This is a genomic window from Aeromonas sp. Y289-2 (assembly GCF_027705925.1).
GTDB classification, from domain to species: Bacteria; Pseudomonadota; Gammaproteobacteria; order Enterobacterales; family Aeromonadaceae; genus Aeromonas; species Aeromonas veronii.
Genome location: NZ_JAPDCH010000008.1, coordinates 141,744 through 158,093, shown reverse-complemented (window position 1 = coordinate 158,093; position 16,350 = coordinate 141,744). Strand labels below are relative to the sequence as shown.

Genomic DNA, 16,350 nt, shown 5'->3' with positions numbered 1-16,350 from the left:
CTTGGTATCCCTTCTCTTTTCCCGCTCTCCGTTATTTCATTTCCTTGATATAGCCGCTGACGGCATCACCGCCAGCGGCCTGTCTCTATTGCGGTTTTTTCCAAACCTTGCTGCATCAGAACATGGTTGCCGCACTATCCCAGCAGCGCAAACAGCAGGGTACCGAGGGTGCCAGCGAGTGTCAGCGCGATGATGGCTCTGGGTGTGCCGTGCAGCTTGGTCCACATAAACAGACTGGTGAGGGCGAGCAGCAGCAGGGCCAGGGCGGCGATATCGCCAAACAGCTGCCAGCCGAGGCCGGTACCCATGCCGCGGTGCAGCCGGTTGAGGCTGGCGGCAAAGTTGGCTTGCTGCAGGTCGGTACGTACCAGCAGGGTACCCTCAACATAGCTGGCGGCCACGCTCTGGCTGAGGGTGACGCCGCGCATTTCCCACTTGGCGGGCAGGATGAGCGGGCCGTTCGGGGTGGGCAGGGTCTGGGCAGGGGTGATCATGGTTCGCCCGTCGGCAAAGGTATCGGGATAGCGCTGTTGCAGCAGGATTTTCAGCTGCTCCGGGCTGGCGAGCGGCGCCTCCAGCACTATCTCTTCACTCGATTTGTCAGTATGGGGGCCGGGGATGGGCAACACGGCACGGTGTTGCAGCCAGAGACCGGTGATGCCGTACATCAGCATCAGGGCGAGGGTAAAAAAACCGGCCCAGGCATGGAGGCGGCGTACCCATTTGTTGTTGTGAAGGGGAACTCTTCTGCGTTTCATCGTGGTTGCTTCATAAAAAAACTGGCCAGCAGGGGCTGGCCAGTCGGGGTGGTTGTCACAGAGATCAGAAGCGGTAGGTTCCGGTCAGACTCAGCTGACGGGGCGTACCCGGCATGATCTGGGTGGCACTGGTGGCGCTGACAAAGTACTCGTGATCGGTCAGGTTTTCGGCGCTCAGCTCGGCTTCCCACTGTTGCCAGCGATAACCGGCGCGCGCATCGAAGCGGGCGTAACCGGGCAGTGTGGTGGTGTTGGCGTTGTCGGCAAAGCGATCGCCCACTGCCGTCACGCCGGTTTCGCCGAACCAGCCCTGCTCGCCACTCTTGTAGCCGAGGTAGAACTGGCCATTCTGGCGGGAGACGTTCATCGGGCGCTTGCCCTGCAGATCCGCGTCCGCCTTGACCTGCTCCGCATCCTGAATGGCGAAGCCGCCACGCAGGTAGATCTCGTCGGTCAGCTCGGCGCGGGCGCTCAGCTCGACACCCTCGGTACGCTGCAGGCCGGTGAGGATCACCTTGGTGGGATCCAGCGGATCCTTGGTGCGCTTGTTGTACATCTCCAGTCGATAGAGGGAGAGAGTGGTCGCCAGCTTGCCGTTCAGCCAGTCACTCTTCACCCCCCCCTCGTAGAGGCGGGTGTGCTGGGGTTCCAGCCCGTTGTTCTTGTCACCTGGGGTGATGCCGATCAGCTCGCCGCCCACCGGAGTGAAGGTCTTGCTGTAGGAGGTGTAGAAGGCGTGATCCTCGAGGGGATTCCACACCAGACCGAGGCGCGGGCTCAGGCTGTTGACCGAGACGCTCTCCTCCTTGTTGAGGTCGTAGCGGCGACTGGTGACGGTGAAGTCGTCACGGCGCAGCCCGCCCACCAGATGCCAGTCACCCAGGGTGAGCTGATCCTGCAGATAGAGGCCATTACCGCGCACCTTGTGTTTGGCGTCGCTGGAGAGCTTCATGGAGCCATTGTAGGTGGGCAGCGAGCCCGGATCGTAGAGATTGCCAGACGGGATGGCGGTGGCGTTCTGGTAGAGCTTGGGTGTGCGCTCCTGCCAGTTCTGCTCGAAGCCAACCAGCAGGCGATGTTCCACCGGGCCGGTCTGGAACAGACCTTCGGCCTCGGTGTTGCTGATCAGGCTCTTCGCTTTCAGATCTTGCTGCCAGCGGGAGCGGGTCACCTGATCCCCTTTGACGCTGGTGACATAGGTGTTGTCAAACTGGCTGTCGAGGGTGGAGTAACCGAGCTGCTGGCGCAGCTGCCACTGATCGTTGATATCCCAGGAGAGGCGGGAGCGGGTGGATTGCGCCACGTCATCAATGAAGTCGCGGCTGGTATCGCTGTAAACATACTCTCGCGGCACATCGGCCGGACGGCCATTGACCCCGGGAATGCCGCGATCCGGGGTGCGGTCATGTTCGTTGCGCTCGTACTGCACCAGCCAGTTGAGGTTGTCGCTGATCTCCCAGTTGGCGGAAGGGGCCAGCAGAGTGCGCTTGCTCTTCACGCCGTTGCGGAAGCTATCTTTGTCCTCTTGTGCCATGTTGAGGCGCAGTTGCACCTGCTCACTCGCCTCGCCATTGAGGTCGGCGGCCAGTCGCTGACTGTCAAAGCTGCCGACCCGGGCGGTGACGCTGGACTCCTGCCCTTTCTGCGGCTTCTTGCTGACCCGGTTGACGATGCCCCCCGTGCTGCCACGGCCGTAGAGTACGGCAGCCGGGCCCTTGAGCACTTCCACCCGCTCGATGTTGCCGAGATCCCGGGTGTACTGCATGTCGTCGCGGAACCCGTCGAGATAGAAGTCGTTGCTGGCGCTGAAGCCGCGGATATTGACTCCATCGAAGCGGGTATCACCGCTGGCGTTGACCCCGGGAATACCGCTCAGGGCTTCGCTCAGCGTCGGTTGGCCGAAGGCGGTCAGCTCGCTGACCTTGACGCTGTCGATGGTCTGGGGAACCAGCTTGGCTGGCGTATTGGTACGGGTTGCGGTGGCAACTTCCTGATGCTGGGATCGTTTGCCAACCACTGTCATGGTTTCATCGGTGGCCTGGGCAGTGAAGCCGGTGCCCAGCAGTGCCAGCGAGACCAGCGTTCTGCGAAAGTGAGGGTGCTGCATATTCAATATTGACTCTTTGGATGTCGACCTGACGGCTCGAACATATTGATTTAATTATAATTAGCCTGACCCGCTTAAGCGGGATGCCAATGATATTGATTTTCATTTGTCTGGCAAGGTGAAAATAGAGGGGGGCTGTGGGGGCAGGTTTACGGTTGGGGAAGCGCGGCTGAAAAGTAGAACCATTGCAGCAAACTGCGGGAATGAAGCGAGAGCAAAAAGGGCGTAGCGGAAGAGAAAGAGACGAAACGTGAAGAGGTATCCGGCCCGATAGGACGGGCCGGATACCGGACTCAGCGAGTACGCAGCAGTCGATGGGCGAGTGGCAGGGCCGCCAGCAGGCGATAGGCCAGCAGAGACGCTCCCAGCAGCAGCGGCACCTTGGCGATCTCCCACAGGATGGATGCGCCCTGCGGGCCAAACACGAAGAGCCAGACTACCAGCATCATGTGCAGGCAATAGATCCCGAGCACTTTGGGTGCCTGACGTTCAAGCCAGCTGCCTTTGCCCCACTCGGGGTTGGCCAGCAGCAGGCCAAACAGGCCGATAGCCCAGGGAAGGGAGCCGAGCAGGAAGTCGTGGCGGGTGAGCGGCACTGCGGCGAAGTGCTGCAGCGCCCAGGCTTCACAGCCATAGAGCGCCACGCCCGCCAGCAGCAGTTGCCAGCCGGTGCGGGCATCGGGCTGCCACTGACGCTGGCGCAGCAGGGCCCCGAGCGCCACAAACAGCAGGGAGAAGAAGGGGCCGTTACGGGTGAGTAGTGGCCACTCGGTGCCCAGCAGCGGCTTGGCATAGGAGCCCCCCAGCAGCGCCAGCAGGTAAAGGCCAAGACCCAGCCAGAGGGCGAGCGATGGTCTGCCAAGCCGATAGCAGAGTGCCAGCAGGGCCACCGCCATCACCAGGGCTGGCAGAAACCAGAGGTGGATCATGCCGCCCACCAGCCAGCCATTGAGGGGGTCGCCGAGCTGGAATTGCCACTGCCCGCACAGGGAGGCCAGATAGCCCTGTTGCACGGCATCCAGCGGATTGAACGGCACTAGCAGGTAGACCAGACTCCACACCAGCCAGAGCAACAGCAAGGGGCGGCAGTAGTGCCAGGCAACGGTCAGCGGCGCTTCGCGGCTCAGTCTCGGCTGCAGAAAGTAACCGGCACAAAGGAAAAACAGCGGCACTGCAAAGCGGCATAACTGGTTGATGGTGCCGCTCAGCCAGAGCCAGGATCCGCTTCCCCACAGGGCGGGGTTGAACGGATTGGCGAAGGGGGATACGTGAATGGTCATCACGGCCAGAATGGCCAGTACCCGCCCGCACTCGATACTGGAAATACGCATGGTGGCTCGTCGCTACAGGGGTTGTGATGACACGCTAAAATTCTTGCCGAAAACTTACAACCAATTGATTCTATTAGTGTGAATCACGCTGTTGAGTAGTTACGTTTTGTAACGGGATGGCGGAAGGTGTTACCTGTAACGGGAGCAAGCTCCCGTTTTTTGGGCGCGCTCATGCAGATAAAAAAAGCGAGGCGGGCGCCTCGCTTGGTTGGGGATGTCGAGCTTACTGGTGAGTCAGCATGCTGCTCTGGTTGGCTGCCAGGGTGGTTCTGCCCGAGCTCTCCAGCCAGGTTTTGATCCGCTTGGCGTCGGCGACCCGATCGTTGGTGGTCTCGGCATTGAGCAGCACCATGATCACCGGCTCGCGATTGACCTTGGTGCCCAGCACCAGACAGCGGCCCGCTTCGCGGATATAGCCGGTCTTGGAGAGGGTGAACTCCCATTGCCCTTCGCGGATCAACCGGTTGGAGTTGAGGTAGTGCAGCTGACGCTTGTTGGTGCGCACATAGCTCTGCTCGTCGGTGGAATATTGGCGGATCAGCGGATAGGAGGCCGCTGCGGCGGCGAGTTTGGCGAGATCCTGCGCGGTGGAGACATTGCGTGGGTTAAGCCCGGTGCTGTCGGCGTAGCGGGTATTCCACATCCCCAGCATGCGGGCTTTGGCATTCATCGCCTCGACGAAGGCACGCTGGCCGCCGGGATAGTGGCGGGCCAGCGCCGAGGCGGCGCGGTTTTCAGAGGACATCAGGGCGATATGGAGCATTTCGGCGCGACTGAGCCTGGAACCTATGGCCAGGCGCGAGCCGGTTCCCTTGATGCGGTCGATGTCGGCATTGGTCACGGTGAGCATTTCGTTGAGGCGCAGGTTGGCATCCAGCACCACCAGCGCCGTCATCAGCTTGGTGAGTGAGGCGATGGGCATTACCCGGTTGCCGTTGCGCTCGGAGATCACCTCGCCGGTTCTGTGGTTGGCCACCACGAAAGCGGCCGAGCTGAGGTTGGGCACATCCCGTCGCTCGAGAAAGCCGCTGCTGCTCTTGCTGCTGGCGGAAAAGGGGTTGGCATGGGCACTGTCCATAGTGGCCGGCAGCATTACTGCGCCAAGCAACAGGGGAAGGAGGGAACGCATCATCATGATCAGCTCTACCGGACGAAATACAGGGATATCTCGCTAAGTTATATGTCGTGAACTGGCGCTTCACAATCATTCTCACCTTGATATTGATAATTTACGGCGTTGAGCGCGCTCTGACGGCGAGGAGAGTGTAAAAGAGGTCTCCATAGAGTCTTTTCTTACATTGAAACTATGGACTGGTCGTGATGGCGAGCGGAAGCCGGCACTAAAAAAATCGGGACCAGAACAGTCCCGATTGGCATGGAGCATTGCTTACCGTTTAGTGGGCATCTTCCTGCTTGATCTTGAAGCGCATGGCGATCACCACGAACAGCAGCGGGCCAATGATGGTCCAGACGCCGGTGGATATATCGCCGGAGATAAAGGGGGCGACCACGGTAAAGACGTTGCCGAAGGCGACCAGGATCAGACTGATGATGGTAGCCAGCAGTACCGAGCCCGCGCTCTTGAAGAAGATCAGGTCCTTGCCCAGCGCCGGGTTGTTGCGATAGCGATACCAGGCGTAGATGAGGAACATGTAGGGCAGGGTCATGCCGACATTGGTCATGGTGATGATCAGCTCATAGAGGGCGGCGGCCCCTTCCGGGTTGATCAGGGTAAAGATGGACTTGGCGGCAATGAACAGACAGACCACCCAGGCTTGCACCTTGAGGGCTTCAATCCGCACGCCATTCTCGTTCTCGCGCTGGAAACGCTCCGGCCAGAAGTAGCTCGGGGTGCCGGTGATGAACTGGCGCAGCGGCGCGTAGGAGAGGGCGATAAAGGCGCCAAGATAGCTCAGGAACATGCCCAATCCGGCAAAGCGCATGAACACCTGTCCCAGCCACTCGCCACCAAGATGGCGCCCCAGCTCCAGCATGATGATGAAGAGGGCGGAGAGAGAGGTGATCCCCTCGGCCGGGAAGTCGCTCCAGCGCATGATGGAGCCGACCGCCAGAAAGCCGATGATGTAGCAGAGCACGATGAAGGCGCCGGAGAGGAAGATGCCGCGCTTGAGGTCGCGCTCCGGATCTTCCAGCTCGTCAGCCACCCCGGCCATCGCCTCGACCCCGCCGTAGGCGAAGATGGCGAACACCATAAAGCCGAGGAAGGGGATGATGTCGTTGAACGCTGCATTGGGAGACGCCGTCAGCGATGCCTGGGTGAAGGGCTCCTGCAGGGTCATGCCGCTCACCGCGAAGGTGAAGACGCCGCCGACCAACAGCAACACGTTGAGTGCCACCACGGAGAGACCGCCGATGGCTGCCACTTTGGCGAAGCGGGCGCTACCCAGGGTGATGAGCTTGGTGACGGTGGCCACCAGTGCGATGGCGACCACACCCAGAATAAAGGGGCCAAAGTCGATGCCGGTACCCAGGGTGACCGGGATGACGGTGATGTCGCGGCCAAACAGCATGAAGGAGAGGGGCACCCACATGGAGAGCGCCTTGCCAAACATCCAGATGACGTAGGAGGCGAACCACATGGTCAGACCGATAAAGGCGAATCGGGTCGAGACCGAGTGGCGCATCCAGGTAAAGATGCCGCCTGCCTCTTTGCGAAAGCCGGTGCCGAATTCGATCATCATCAAAATGAACGGGATGAAGAAGAACAGACCGCCGATCACGAACATCGGAATGGCGGCATATCCCATTCGGTAAAAACCGATCCCGATATTAGTGACGCCAAATACCGATGTTAATATCATCAATATAAAGGCGCCCAATTTCAGCTTTTTTGCTGACATATTAAAAACTCCCTGATGGTGCTGGATTTAAAATAATCAAAAATTAAACGGACGAAACCAGACCCATTAATAACGCGGTAGCGCCATGCCATCTTGCTGTGGCGGGCGCGATCGGGTCATCTCTGACCGGGCTGGCTTACCCGTCAGGCGGTCAATGAATGTATGGGCGGAGCGGCATGGTCTGTGCCATGCGCGGTATTGGTCAGCGTTGCCGAAAATTAACTGTGAACGATTTTATCATTAATGCTGCTTGGCAGGTAAGTTTCCCGAATGAAGCTGTGGTTGAAATAAACAGACCTGCCAGTTAATTGATACGTTGCGGATGTAAACATTTACGCCCGGGCCGACACTTATTTCCATTATTGGTATTCGGCATATTTGGCGGAGTGAATTACGCCATCCTGCCTGATAAATACGCCCCAATGGCGACAGCGCTTATCCTCCCAGCCGGGTCAGCAGCACGCCGCCAGTGATAATGGCCGCCGCCGTCAGCCGCATGCGCCCGAGCGGCTCTTTCAGCAGCCAGACCGAGAGTAGCATGGCAAACAGCACACTGCTTTCGCGCAGAGCCGCGACCACGCCAATGGGGGCTTGGGTCATGGCCCAGATAACAATCCCATAGGCAAGCAGTGACATGGCACCTCCGGTGGCGCCAACCAGTGCATATTGGCGGATCTGGCGCCATGCGTTGCGCTTTTGGTGGACGAGCAGCACCAGCAACATTGCCAGCCCGGTGCAGGCAAAGAGCCAGAGGGTGTAGCGTACCGGTTCACCCCCTGCGCGGGCGCCGGCTCCATCCGAGAGGGTATAGGTCGCCGTGAACATGGCCGTGATCAGTGCTGCCCGAACCGCTTTGCTGTCAAGGCGCTGCTGCCCACCTCGCCAGGCCATTAGCAAGACCCCCATGATCAGCACGCAGGCGCCGATGATGCCGCCGTAACCGGGGTAGTCCCCCAGCAGCAGGGCACTTAACGCCATGGCGAGCAGTGGGGCACTGCCACGGGCCAGCGGATAGATCTGGCCAAAATCGCCCTGATTGTAGGCATGGCTGAGAAACAGGCAGTAACCGATATGGAGCAGGACTGAGAGGCCGAGCCAGGGCAGCTCGGCAGCAGAGGGAAGCCCCATTGGCAGCAGCGCCACGGCGGCGATAAGCCCTGAGAAGATCGCCACCAGTGATACCCCCACCAGCCGCTCTTCGCCAATTTTGACCAGCGCATTCCAGCTGGCGTGAAGCAGGGCTGCCAGCAGAACGGCAAAAAAGACGGTGGTGCTCATGGGAAAGGGCTCTCGGGCGATGGGGGTCAACAGCATACCCGCCCGGAGCCTGATTGGCCGAGATCTTTATCAAGGCTTCGGCTTTTCGGGGCTCGCCTCCTGCGTGGTGGCGTTACCCAGTTGCCCCAGTACCAGTTTGGGATGGGGATCGGTCTGCAGCGGTATATCTTGCAGCTCGGTTCCCTGCTGGTGGCGATGGATGATCCCGGCGGCCATCTTGCCCAGTGCCTCGTAGCTGCTGATGGTGCCAACGCTGCAGCCGTGCTCGACGAACAGCTCGGCACTGCAGATGGTAGGGATGGCAGCTGCGTTGAGCGCATTCAGCAGGCGGGGGGCGATGGAGAGCAGATAGCTGTCTGCGGCCAGAAAGACGATGTCGTTTTTGGCATCCTGTTGCAGCCGCTTCAGTTCGTTGTCCAGCCGCCGTGGGTCAGGGGCCATTCGCCAGGTGACCATCTGCCACTGATAGCGCTTCGCTTCATTGAGCAGCATATCGGCCACCAGCAGGGTGTTCTGCTCACGGGGGTTGAAGGGTAGCAGCAGCCGTTTTCCGGTGGCCAGATGCTCGCTGGCATTGGCCAGTTGCAGCGCCATCGGCACCATATTGCTTACCCCGGCCACCATGCTGTTCTGGGCTTTATCTTCCGAGAGGATATCTGCCCCGACCGGATCGGAGACCACATTGAAAATCAGAGGTTTGCGGTTGGCCACCAGACTCTTGGTCATGGTGGTGGCGGTGGTGCCAAAGGTGTAGATGTAGTCGTATTCGGCCAGTTTCGGCAGCATCTGCTGGCGCAGCATGGTTGCCAGCGCCGTACGATCCTGATCGGCGTTATAGGTGGTGATGGTGGCCTGATAGCCAAGGCGGGTCAGCTCTGCCCGAAAGCCCGCTTCGGCTGCGGTTTCACCGCGCCACAGCACCATGGCGATAGAGAGGGCGTGAGCGGGAAGTGCCAGCAGCAACAGCAGGACGAAAAGCAGCCTGACCATGATCATCTCTCCGGCGATACATCTACTGTTGAGCCTAGGCCACTTTCTCCGGTCGTGAGCGACGCCCAGCAAAAAGCGCGATGGCAAGCCATCGCGCTTTGGGGATCCGCAAAACCTCGATTAGAAGTCGTAGCGGGCAGCCAGCTGGAAGTCATCCTTGACGTTGAGCTTGCCGCTCTCCTTGCTGTCCAGATTGTTGATACGGTATTCGCCAATCACCCGCAGGTTCTTGTTGAATTTGTACTGGGCACCCAGGGTGTAGTAATCCACGTTGTCTTTCTTGATGCCAGCCTTGTCCTGTTCCTGTTTGTTCCACAGGGCCATCAGACCGAAGCCGTTCTCGAAGTTGTAGCCCAGCGCGGCTTCCCAACCGGTGTGATCGGTGCCGGTCGCCAGGAAGTCGCTGCCATCGGCATAGCTCAGGGCGGCGTAGGCGGCCTTGTTGTCGAACTTGGCGGAGATCAGCCACAGCTTGGCATCTTCTTCACCGCTCTTGTCGCGGATACCGACGTTGTAGGCGGTACCCAGAGACAGGTTGAACGGGAAGGTATAGGCCACGGCAGCACCGTAGGCGGCATCGCTATCCTTGCTGGTGGTCTCTTCGGTGTCACCACCGTCGAACTTGTAGCTGGTGTCGAGCTGGAAGCCATTGAACAGGCCGGAGTATTTCAGCACGGAACCGGCGCGGTTGGTGGCGAAGGTGTCGGTCTTGGCGCCCAGCGCGTCGTTGCCGTAGCCGTCGGAGAGGGAGACATCAGTCCAGTCAGCCAGGAAACCCGGGGCCCCCTTCTGGCGACCGAAGGTCACGGTGCCCCAGTCAGCGCCGACACCGGCGAACGCCAGACGGGTGCGCAGGTTGTCGGAGTTCTCGCTGATGGTCTTCTCGCTGTCATTGATATACATCTGTACTTCGTACTGAGCCAGAGCCTTCAGGCCGCTCTGGATCTGGGTCTCGGCCTTGGCGCCGAAACGGACAAACTGGTTGGCACCCTGTTTGTCGCTGTATTCGCTTTTCGGTTTGCCGCTGGCATCCAGTTCCTTCTTGTCACCAAAGAAGTGGCCAGCGTAGATACGGCCATAGAGATCCAGCATGGAGGTGTCATTTTTGTACACTTCAACGGCTTGAGCCTGGAAGGCTGCGGTGAGAGCCAGTGCCACTACAGTCAGCTTTTTCATCTTAATCCCTTGTGGTGTTGCAAGCTTTTGTTTTGAAAACGGGGTCATGCTAGGCAGCGGGGATGACAGCGGGGTGACAGTTGGATGAAGAGTCGATGGCAATTGGGTTGCAATTGGATGAATTGGCTACATTCTTGCTCGCAGCGGCTACTTTTGTGCGCAAAGGTTTGCCCTTGTGGTAGAATGCCGCCCGTTTTCGAGCTCCATAGGTTGGATATGCGATGAGACGTGAACTGGCAATCGAGTTTTCCCGAGTGACGGAAGCGGCTGCACTGGCTGGCTACAAGTGGCTCGGACGTGGTGACAAGAATATCGCTGATGGGGCGGCCGTAGCGGCCATGCGCCACATTCTCAACCAGATCGAGATCGATGGTGAGATTGTGATCGGCGAAGGTGAAATTGATGAAGCGCCGATGCTCTATATTGGCGAGAAGGTTGGTACCGGACACGGCGACGCGGTGGATATCGCGGTCGATCCCATCGAGGGTACCCGCATGACTGCCATGGGTCAGGCCAACGCGCTGGCCGTGCTGGCGGTGGGCGACAAGGGTTCTTTCCTGAAAGCGCCTGATATGTACATGGAAAAGCTGATCGTCGGCCCCAAGGCCAAAGGCGCCATCGACCTGGATCAGGCTCTCGAGCTGAACCTGAAGTCCGTGGCCAAGGCGCTGGGCAAGCCGCTCTCCCGTCTGACCGTCATTACCCTGGCCAAGCCGCGTCATGACAAGGCAATCAAGGAGATGCAGGGTCTGGGCGTGCGGGTGTTCGCCATTCCTGATGGTGACGTTGCCGCCTCCATCCTCACCTGTCTGCCGGACAGCGAAGTCGACATGCTGTATGGCATCGGCGGCGCACCGGAAGGGGTGATCTCCGCTGCGGTGATCCGCGCGCTGGATGGTGACATGCAGGCCCGTCTGGTGCCGCGTCACCGCGTCAAGGGCGACAGCCCGGAAGTGCGTGCGCTGGGCGAGCAGGAGATTGCCCGCTGCGAAGCGCTCGGCATCGATGTGAACAAGGTGCTCAAGCTGGAAGACATGGCGAAGAATGACAACGTCATCTTCTCCGCCACCGGCATCACCAAGGGTGATCTGCTGGATGGCATCACCAGCGATGGCGTGATGGCGACCACCGAGACTCTGTTGATCCGTGGCAAGTCGCGCACCATTCGTCGTATCAAGTCGATCCATTATCTTGAGCGCAAAGACAGCGTGGTACGCGATATCATCCTGTGATGATGGCTCGCTGAACCGGCTGTGTTGTCTGAAGCCCGATCGCCCGTGCGGTCGGGCTTTTTCTTGTGCGCCAGCTACGTTTGTGCCGCCGCTTCGGCTATGGTGGCTCAGACCGTCCCAAAGGAGTGGAGTCTATGGAGTGTCGTAGCGGCTGCGCTGCCTGTTGCATCGCCCCCAGTATCAGCAGTGCCATTCCCGGTATGCCAGATGGCAAACCGGCTGGCGTCCCCTGTATCCAGCTCGATAGCGCCCTTGGCTGCAAGATCTTCGGTCAACCGGAGCGCCCGGCGGTGTGCGGCGGTTTTCGCCCCATGATGGATGTGTGCGGCAGCCACCGTGCCGAGGCCATCTGGCTGATCGGCGAGCTGGAGCGGCTCACCACCTGACGAGGGCAGGGTGAAGAGATAAAAAAAGAGGCCGCATCATGCGGCCTCTCGCGTTTCTGTTTGCCGGGGATCAGACTCCCGCCAGCTCCAGTGCCTGACGATAGTACTCGTTGGCCTTGTTGGTGAGGCGGCGCTTGTCCATCAGCTGGCCGAGAGCGTGATAGGCGGCGGCGCTCGGCGCCCGCTCCACCTCCTGTTCCAGCAGCTTCTGGGCATCGTCCAGTTGACCTGCCAGCAGATAGAGCTGGGCCAGTGCGGTGTCCACCTCCGGTTGCCCCTGCTGTTTTTGCAGCAGCGCCAGCAGCGGCTGGTAGCTGTCGAGTTTCAGCTTGGGCAGGCGAGCCAGCAGCTGCGGCATCGGCTGTTTGCGCAGCGCCTCCTGCCACAGGGTGGCGGCTTCGCCATCGGCGCCCAGTTGGCGCAGCAGATCGCCGTAGCAGGCCAGCAGTTCTGGCTCAAGGCGCAGCTTGCGCGGCAGATCCTGCCATACCGCCTTGAGGGTCTCGAGGCTGCCGGCAGCCTGTTGCAGGCGACCAGACCAAGCCTGTTGCAGCAACTCTTCTTCCTGTTTCGGGGTCAGCTTGCCCACCTTGTGCAGCGCCGGGATCAGGTCGCACAGAGCGCTCCAGTCCTGACGGGCCAGATGCACCTGACGCAGCTGATCCAGCACCATGGGGTGGCGCGGGTTGAGGGCGTAGACTGACTCCAGCATCGCCAGCGCGGTATCGTACTGGCCCTGCTCGATCTGCAGCTGGGTCTGGGTCAGGGTCAGCGCCAGCTCGGCCTTGGGGTTCTCCTCCTGCGCTTTTTGCAGGTATTGATCCCGGCGGGCGTCGTCACCACGGGCCTGTGCCGCCTTGGCGGCGCTCAGGTAGTTGAGCAGCGGGGTGTCGCTGTTGCTGGCCCCCTTGATCATCAGCTTTTCAGCCTGGCTGTAGTGCCCTTCGGCCATTGCCAGGGTGGCGGCGACGGTCTGTTGATTGGCCTTGCGGCGGCGGCGCGAGCCGTACCAGCCGAGGGTCTTGCGGCGCAGGCCGAATACCCGACCCAGCAGCCACTCGACGATCAGCAGGGCGCCGTAGAACAGCACGGCCAGGATCACCGCGCTGGTGACGGAGGATTCGATGGTGTAATTGCCAAGGGCAATCAGCACATAGCCCTTGTTACCGGAGGCTTGCGGGCCAAAGATCAGCCCTGCGACCATCACGGCAACCAGAATGATTATACGGATCATGGTGCCCTCCTCAGCTGCTGGCCAGAATGCGTTGCAGGCGTTCGGTCAGCACCTGCTCCAGCATGGCCTGGGTCTTGAACTGGGCCGGATAGTCGATCTGGATCTGCTCACCCTTGAGCTTGTCGATCTCGCCCTGCATGTAGCGGGTGGCGCTGTTGTCGGTGTCGAAATACTGGGTCAGCCAGCGCTGGGCCTTGTCCAGACTGTCTTCGTAGAGCGCCTGCTGCTCGCGATAGACGGAGAGCTGGGCCTGCAACAGCTTGGTCTTGAGGTTTTCACGCAGGAAGATCTCCTGCTGCGGCGAGAGCAGCGCCTCTACTGCACCATCGCGGCGGCGGATGGTGACGAAGTTCTCGGTGAACTTGACCCAGTTCTTCTTCAGGTTGCTCTCCCACTCGTCGGGATTGGTGCTAACTGCCTGATCCGGCTCGGCCTTGGCTTCCGGCATGCTGACGGTGGAGAGGGGCAGCAGCTCGATCTGGTCGGACAGGGCGGCCAGCTTAAGGGTCAGCCCCTCGCGGTCGATGCGCGGCATACCCTTGAGCTTGGCGATATCCTCGGCCAGTGCCTTGCGGATCGGCATCAGGCTGGGGTCGTTGAGGGCGGCGATGCGCTCGTCAGCGTTGCCGAGCAGGGTGATGGCGGAGACGAGGTCATGCTCCAGCCACAGTTTGCGGCCCGCCATTCGTACCAGATATTCGGATTCGGCCAGCATCCAGTCGTTGGGGCGCTTGTCATTCAGGTCCAGTACCCGGTTCTGCAGACCCTGCATCTCCCCCTGCAGTCGCTGCTGGGTTTGATCCAGTGCGGCCAGCTGCTCGGCATCCTTGCTGCTGGTCTGGTCGATCTTGCTCAGGGCGCTCGCCAGCTGCTGCTTGAGCTGGGCCAGTTCGGCCTGCTGGGCCACGGCGTTCTTGTGACCGTGCAGATAGAGACCGCCGGTCAGGCCAAGGGCCAGCAGGATGGCGACCCCTCCCAGTACGGCACCGGAGCGGCTCTTGCTGCCATTGACCGCAGCGGTCGGCTGGGGTTTGACCTGGGATTCTTGTTGTTCTGTCATTCCATCTTCCTCAGTTCCAGTGCGGCCGTCAGGGCCTGGTTGGATGCACCTTGGGCAATCGTGATATGGATAAAGCCCGCTGCGCTGGCCATCTCGGCCACGCGCGGGCTGGGGACCACCAGCAGGCGGTCAAAAAGCCAGGGCCTCTGGTGGTCGGGAACCAGCTCCAGCAGCCGTTGCAGCAGTTCACCACTGGTAATGAGCAGGCTGTCCAGCCCCGCTGCCTGCCAGTGGCGGGTCAATGTCTCCCCGTCTAGATCGGGGTAGTGGCGCTCATAGGCCGCACAATAGTGCACCAGAGCACCGCGTGAGGCCAGCGTGGTGGCGATGAGATCCCGCCCGCCATTACCGCGCAAGATCAGTACCCGTTTGCCTGCTACCTGCTGCAGGGCGGGCAGGGCCAGCAGCCCTTCGCTGCGCGGGTCATCCGGGCAGCTTGCCGTGATGCCGATGGCGGCAAACGCATCTGTGCTGGCCTGACCCACCGCAAAGTACTCAATATGTGGCCAGGTCTGACCAGTTTGCAACAGAAAATCGTGTGCAAAATGAACGGCATGGATGCTGACGGCGATAACCGCGTCGGCACTGCGCAGCAGGTCGGGCAGGAGAGGGAGTTCGCTGCCCGCCACGGTTTCCAGCAGCGGGCAGCAGAGTGGTGCATGGCCGTGCTGGCGCAGCAACTGCACCAGCTCTGCTGCCTGAGTGGCCGGACGCACCACCAGCGGGGTCATGCGCGGTAGACCTCGGCCAGGATCTCGTCGGCTCCGGCGGCCAGCAGGCGCTGGGCCAGCTGCTCGCCGAGGGCCTCACCATCGGCCAGCGGACCGCGGATCTCGTCGCGGATCACCTGGGTGCCATCCGGGCTGCCCACCAGACCGCGCAGCCAGATCTGCTCGCCGTCGACCAGTGCGTAGGCACCGATAGGCACCTGACATCCCCCTTGCAGAGCGCGGTTCATGGCGCGTTCGGTCAGCACCCGGGCGCGGGTCTCGGCGTGTTCCAGCGGCGCCAGCAGAGCGTGTAGCTCAACATCGTCGAGGCGGCATTCGATGCCGACCGCACCCTGACCGTTGGCCGGCAGGCTCTGCTCCGGCTCGATAAAGGCGGTGATGCGGTGCGCCATCTCCAGTCGTTTCAGACCGGCGGCGGCGAGGATGATGGCGTCATACTCACCCGCATCCAGCTTGGCGAGGCGGGTGTTGACGTTGCCACGCAGGTCGCGGATCACCAGATCCGGGCGGGCGGCGCGCAGCTGGCACTGGCGGCGCAAGCTGGAGGTGCCGACCACGGCCCCTTGTGGCAGTTCGGCAATGGCCTTGAAACGGTTGGAAACGAAGGCATCGCGGGGATCTTCCCGTTCGCAGATGGTGTGCAGACCGAGCCCCTCGGGGAACTCCACCGGCACATCTTTCATGGAGTGAACGGCGATATCGGCCCGTCCTTCCAGCATGGCGGTCTCCAGCTCCTTGACGAACAACCCCTTGCCACCCACTTTGGCCAGCGGGGTATCGAGGATCTTGTCACCCTGAGTGCTCATGGGCACCAGTTCGACCTGCAACTGCGGGTGCAGGGCTTCGAGCCGGTCTTTGACAAAGTTGGCCTGCCACAGGGCCAGCGGGCTCTTGCGAGTGGCAATTTTCAGGGTTCGGGCTGCCATATCAATCAGTTGTTTCATTTTTAGAAGGAAATCGATATTACCACCCTTTGCCCGGGCTTTCATGGCGGAGCCGGCAAAAGCGGGGCCAAGCTCAAAAATGCATGCTGAAAATGATTTTCATTAAGCACGGGGTGTTGATTAATTCATTGAATGCATTGGAATTTAATGATTTCACCTGATACTTGATGTGGTCATACCAGAAATAATCTGGCGTTTAGCTGAAGGCTTGTTTACCACCGCTGTTTGCATTGTTAACATGATCACACTTTTTTGACGTATC

General features: G+C 60.5%; 14 protein-coding genes. 2 read left to right on the top strand and 12 right to left on the bottom strand.

The window, feature by feature from the left end; genetic code table 11:
* Nucleotides 1–134: 134 nt before the first annotated feature.
* From OKC43_RS13705 to OKC43_RS13670, 8 genes are all read right to left on the bottom strand, one after another.
* Nucleotides 135–758: a PepSY-associated TM helix domain-containing protein gene (locus OKC43_RS13705; protein WP_236271746.1), complete on the bottom strand. Its 624-nt coding sequence runs from the start codon at nt 756–758 to the stop codon at nt 135–137.
* Nucleotides 759–822: 64 nt separating this feature from the next.
* Nucleotides 823–2,865: a TonB-dependent receptor gene (locus OKC43_RS13700; RefSeq protein ID WP_270804018.1), complete on the bottom strand. Its 2,043-nt coding sequence runs from the start codon at nt 2,863–2,865 to the stop codon at nt 823–825.
* A gap of 293 nt (nt 2,866–3,158) precedes the next feature.
* Nucleotides 3,159–4,196, bottom strand: a complete 1,038-nt coding sequence (locus tag OKC43_RS13695; RefSeq protein WP_236271747.1) for an acyltransferase — start codon at nt 4,194–4,196, stop codon at nt 3,159–3,161.
* A gap of 223 nt (nt 4,197–4,419) precedes the next feature.
* Nucleotides 4,420–5,331, bottom strand: a complete 912-nt coding sequence (pbpG, locus tag OKC43_RS13690) for a D-alanyl-D-alanine endopeptidase (protein WP_005336410.1) — start codon at nt 5,329–5,331, stop codon at nt 4,420–4,422.
* 259 nt (nt 5,332–5,590) lie between these two features.
* Nucleotides 5,591–7,057: a glutamate/gamma-aminobutyrate family transporter YjeM gene (gene yjeM / locus OKC43_RS13685; protein WP_042053465.1), complete on the bottom strand. Its 1,467-nt coding sequence runs from the start codon at nt 7,055–7,057 to the stop codon at nt 5,591–5,593.
* A 435-nt stretch (nt 7,058–7,492) separates the two neighbouring features.
* Nucleotides 7,493–8,371, bottom strand: coding sequence for a DMT family transporter (locus tag OKC43_RS13680; protein ID WP_019444869.1), 879 nt, complete (start codon nt 8,369–8,371; stop codon nt 7,493–7,495).
* Nucleotides 8,372–8,404: 33 nt separating this feature from the next.
* Nucleotides 8,405–9,325: an ABC transporter substrate-binding protein gene (locus tag OKC43_RS13675; protein ID WP_040069028.1), complete on the bottom strand. Its 921-nt coding sequence runs from the start codon at nt 9,323–9,325 to the stop codon at nt 8,405–8,407.
* Nucleotides 9,326–9,445: 120 nt separating this feature from the next.
* A complete protein-coding gene (locus tag OKC43_RS13670) occupies nt 9,446–10,501 on the bottom strand; it encodes a porin (protein WP_021231817.1) in 1,056 nt (351 codons plus the stop codon).
* A 221-nt stretch (nt 10,502–10,722) separates the two neighbouring features.
* Between OKC43_RS13670 and glpX the strand changes: the two genes are divergently transcribed.
* Nucleotides 10,723–11,733 (top strand): class II fructose-bisphosphatase, encoded by a 1,011-nt coding sequence (gene glpX / locus OKC43_RS13665; RefSeq protein ID WP_005336386.1) that lies wholly within the window; start codon nt 10,723–10,725, stop codon nt 11,731–11,733.
* Nucleotides 11,734–11,867: 134 nt separating this feature from the next.
* Nucleotides 11,868–12,119 (top strand): YkgJ family cysteine cluster protein, encoded by a 252-nt coding sequence (locus tag OKC43_RS13660; RefSeq protein ID WP_005336384.1) that lies wholly within the window; start codon nt 11,868–11,870, stop codon nt 12,117–12,119.
* A gap of 70 nt (nt 12,120–12,189) precedes the next feature.
* Here the strand turns inward: OKC43_RS13660 and OKC43_RS13655 are convergent, their stop codons facing one another.
* Genes OKC43_RS13655 through hemC form a run of 4 tightly spaced genes read right to left on the bottom strand, consistent with a single transcriptional unit; the run spans nt 12,190 to nt 16,070 of the window.
* Nucleotides 12,190–13,353 (bottom strand): heme biosynthesis HemY N-terminal domain-containing protein, encoded by a 1,164-nt coding sequence (locus OKC43_RS13655; RefSeq protein ID WP_150995502.1) that lies wholly within the window; start codon nt 13,351–13,353, stop codon nt 12,190–12,192.
* Nucleotides 13,354–13,363: 10 nt separating this feature from the next.
* Nucleotides 13,364–14,413, bottom strand: a complete 1,050-nt coding sequence (locus tag OKC43_RS13650; RefSeq protein WP_005336380.1) for a uroporphyrinogen-III C-methyltransferase — start codon at nt 14,411–14,413, stop codon at nt 13,364–13,366.
* Nucleotides 14,410–15,144, bottom strand: a complete 735-nt coding sequence (locus OKC43_RS13645) for a uroporphyrinogen-III synthase (RefSeq protein WP_236271748.1) — start codon at nt 15,142–15,144, stop codon at nt 14,410–14,412. Before OKC43_RS13645 ends, OKC43_RS13650 begins: the two co-directional genes overlap by 4 nt.
* Complete coding sequence (hemC, locus tag OKC43_RS13640; protein ID WP_139473287.1) at nt 15,141–16,070, bottom strand: hydroxymethylbilane synthase; 930 nt, start codon at nt 16,068–16,070, stop codon at nt 15,141–15,143. The genes OKC43_RS13645 and hemC overlap by 4 nt, the downstream gene beginning before the upstream one ends.
* Between the last annotated feature and the right edge of the window lie 280 nt (nt 16,071–16,350).

What these genes read in the sequence shown, in the direction of transcription:
- OKC43_RS13705 (WP_236271746.1), bottom strand. Translation starts at nt 758, where the DNA reads ATGAAACGCAGAAGAGTTCCCCTTCACAACAACAAATGGGTACGCCGC.
- OKC43_RS13700 (WP_270804018.1), bottom strand. Translation starts at nt 2,865, where the DNA reads ATGCAGCACCCTCACTTTCGCAGAACGCTGGTCTCGCTGGCACTGCTG.
- OKC43_RS13695 (WP_236271747.1), bottom strand. Translation starts at nt 4,196, where the DNA reads ATGCGTATTTCCAGTATCGAGTGCGGGCGGGTACTGGCCATTCTGGCC.
- pbpG (WP_005336410.1), bottom strand. Translation starts at nt 5,331, where the DNA reads ATGATGATGCGTTCCCTCCTTCCCCTGTTGCTTGGCGCAGTAATGCTG.
- yjeM (WP_042053465.1), bottom strand. Translation starts at nt 7,057, where the DNA reads ATGTCAGCAAAAAAGCTGAAATTGGGCGCCTTTATATTGATGATATTA.
- OKC43_RS13680 (WP_019444869.1), bottom strand. Translation starts at nt 8,371, where the DNA reads ATGCTGTTGACCCCCATCGCCCGAGAGCCCTTTCCCATGAGCACCACC.
- OKC43_RS13675 (WP_040069028.1), bottom strand. Translation starts at nt 9,325, where the DNA reads ATGGTCAGGCTGCTTTTCGTCCTGCTGTTGCTGCTGGCACTTCCCGCT.
- OKC43_RS13670 (WP_021231817.1), bottom strand. Translation starts at nt 10,501, where the DNA reads ATGAAAAAGCTGACTGTAGTGGCACTGGCTCTCACCGCAGCCTTCCAG.
- glpX (WP_005336386.1), top strand. Translation starts at nt 10,723, where the DNA reads ATGAGACGTGAACTGGCAATCGAGTTTTCCCGAGTGACGGAAGCGGCT.
- OKC43_RS13660 (WP_005336384.1), top strand. Translation starts at nt 11,868, where the DNA reads ATGGAGTGTCGTAGCGGCTGCGCTGCCTGTTGCATCGCCCCCAGTATC.
- OKC43_RS13655 (WP_150995502.1), bottom strand. Translation starts at nt 13,353, where the DNA reads ATGATCCGTATAATCATTCTGGTTGCCGTGATGGTCGCAGGGCTGATC.
- OKC43_RS13650 (WP_005336380.1), bottom strand. Translation starts at nt 14,413, where the DNA reads ATGACAGAACAACAAGAATCCCAGGTCAAACCCCAGCCGACCGCTGCG.
- OKC43_RS13645 (WP_236271748.1), bottom strand. Translation starts at nt 15,144, where the DNA reads ATGACCCCGCTGGTGGTGCGTCCGGCCACTCAGGCAGCAGAGCTGGTG.
- hemC (WP_139473287.1), bottom strand. Translation starts at nt 16,070, where the DNA reads ATGGCAGCCCGAACCCTGAAAATTGCCACTCGCAAGAGCCCGCTGGCC.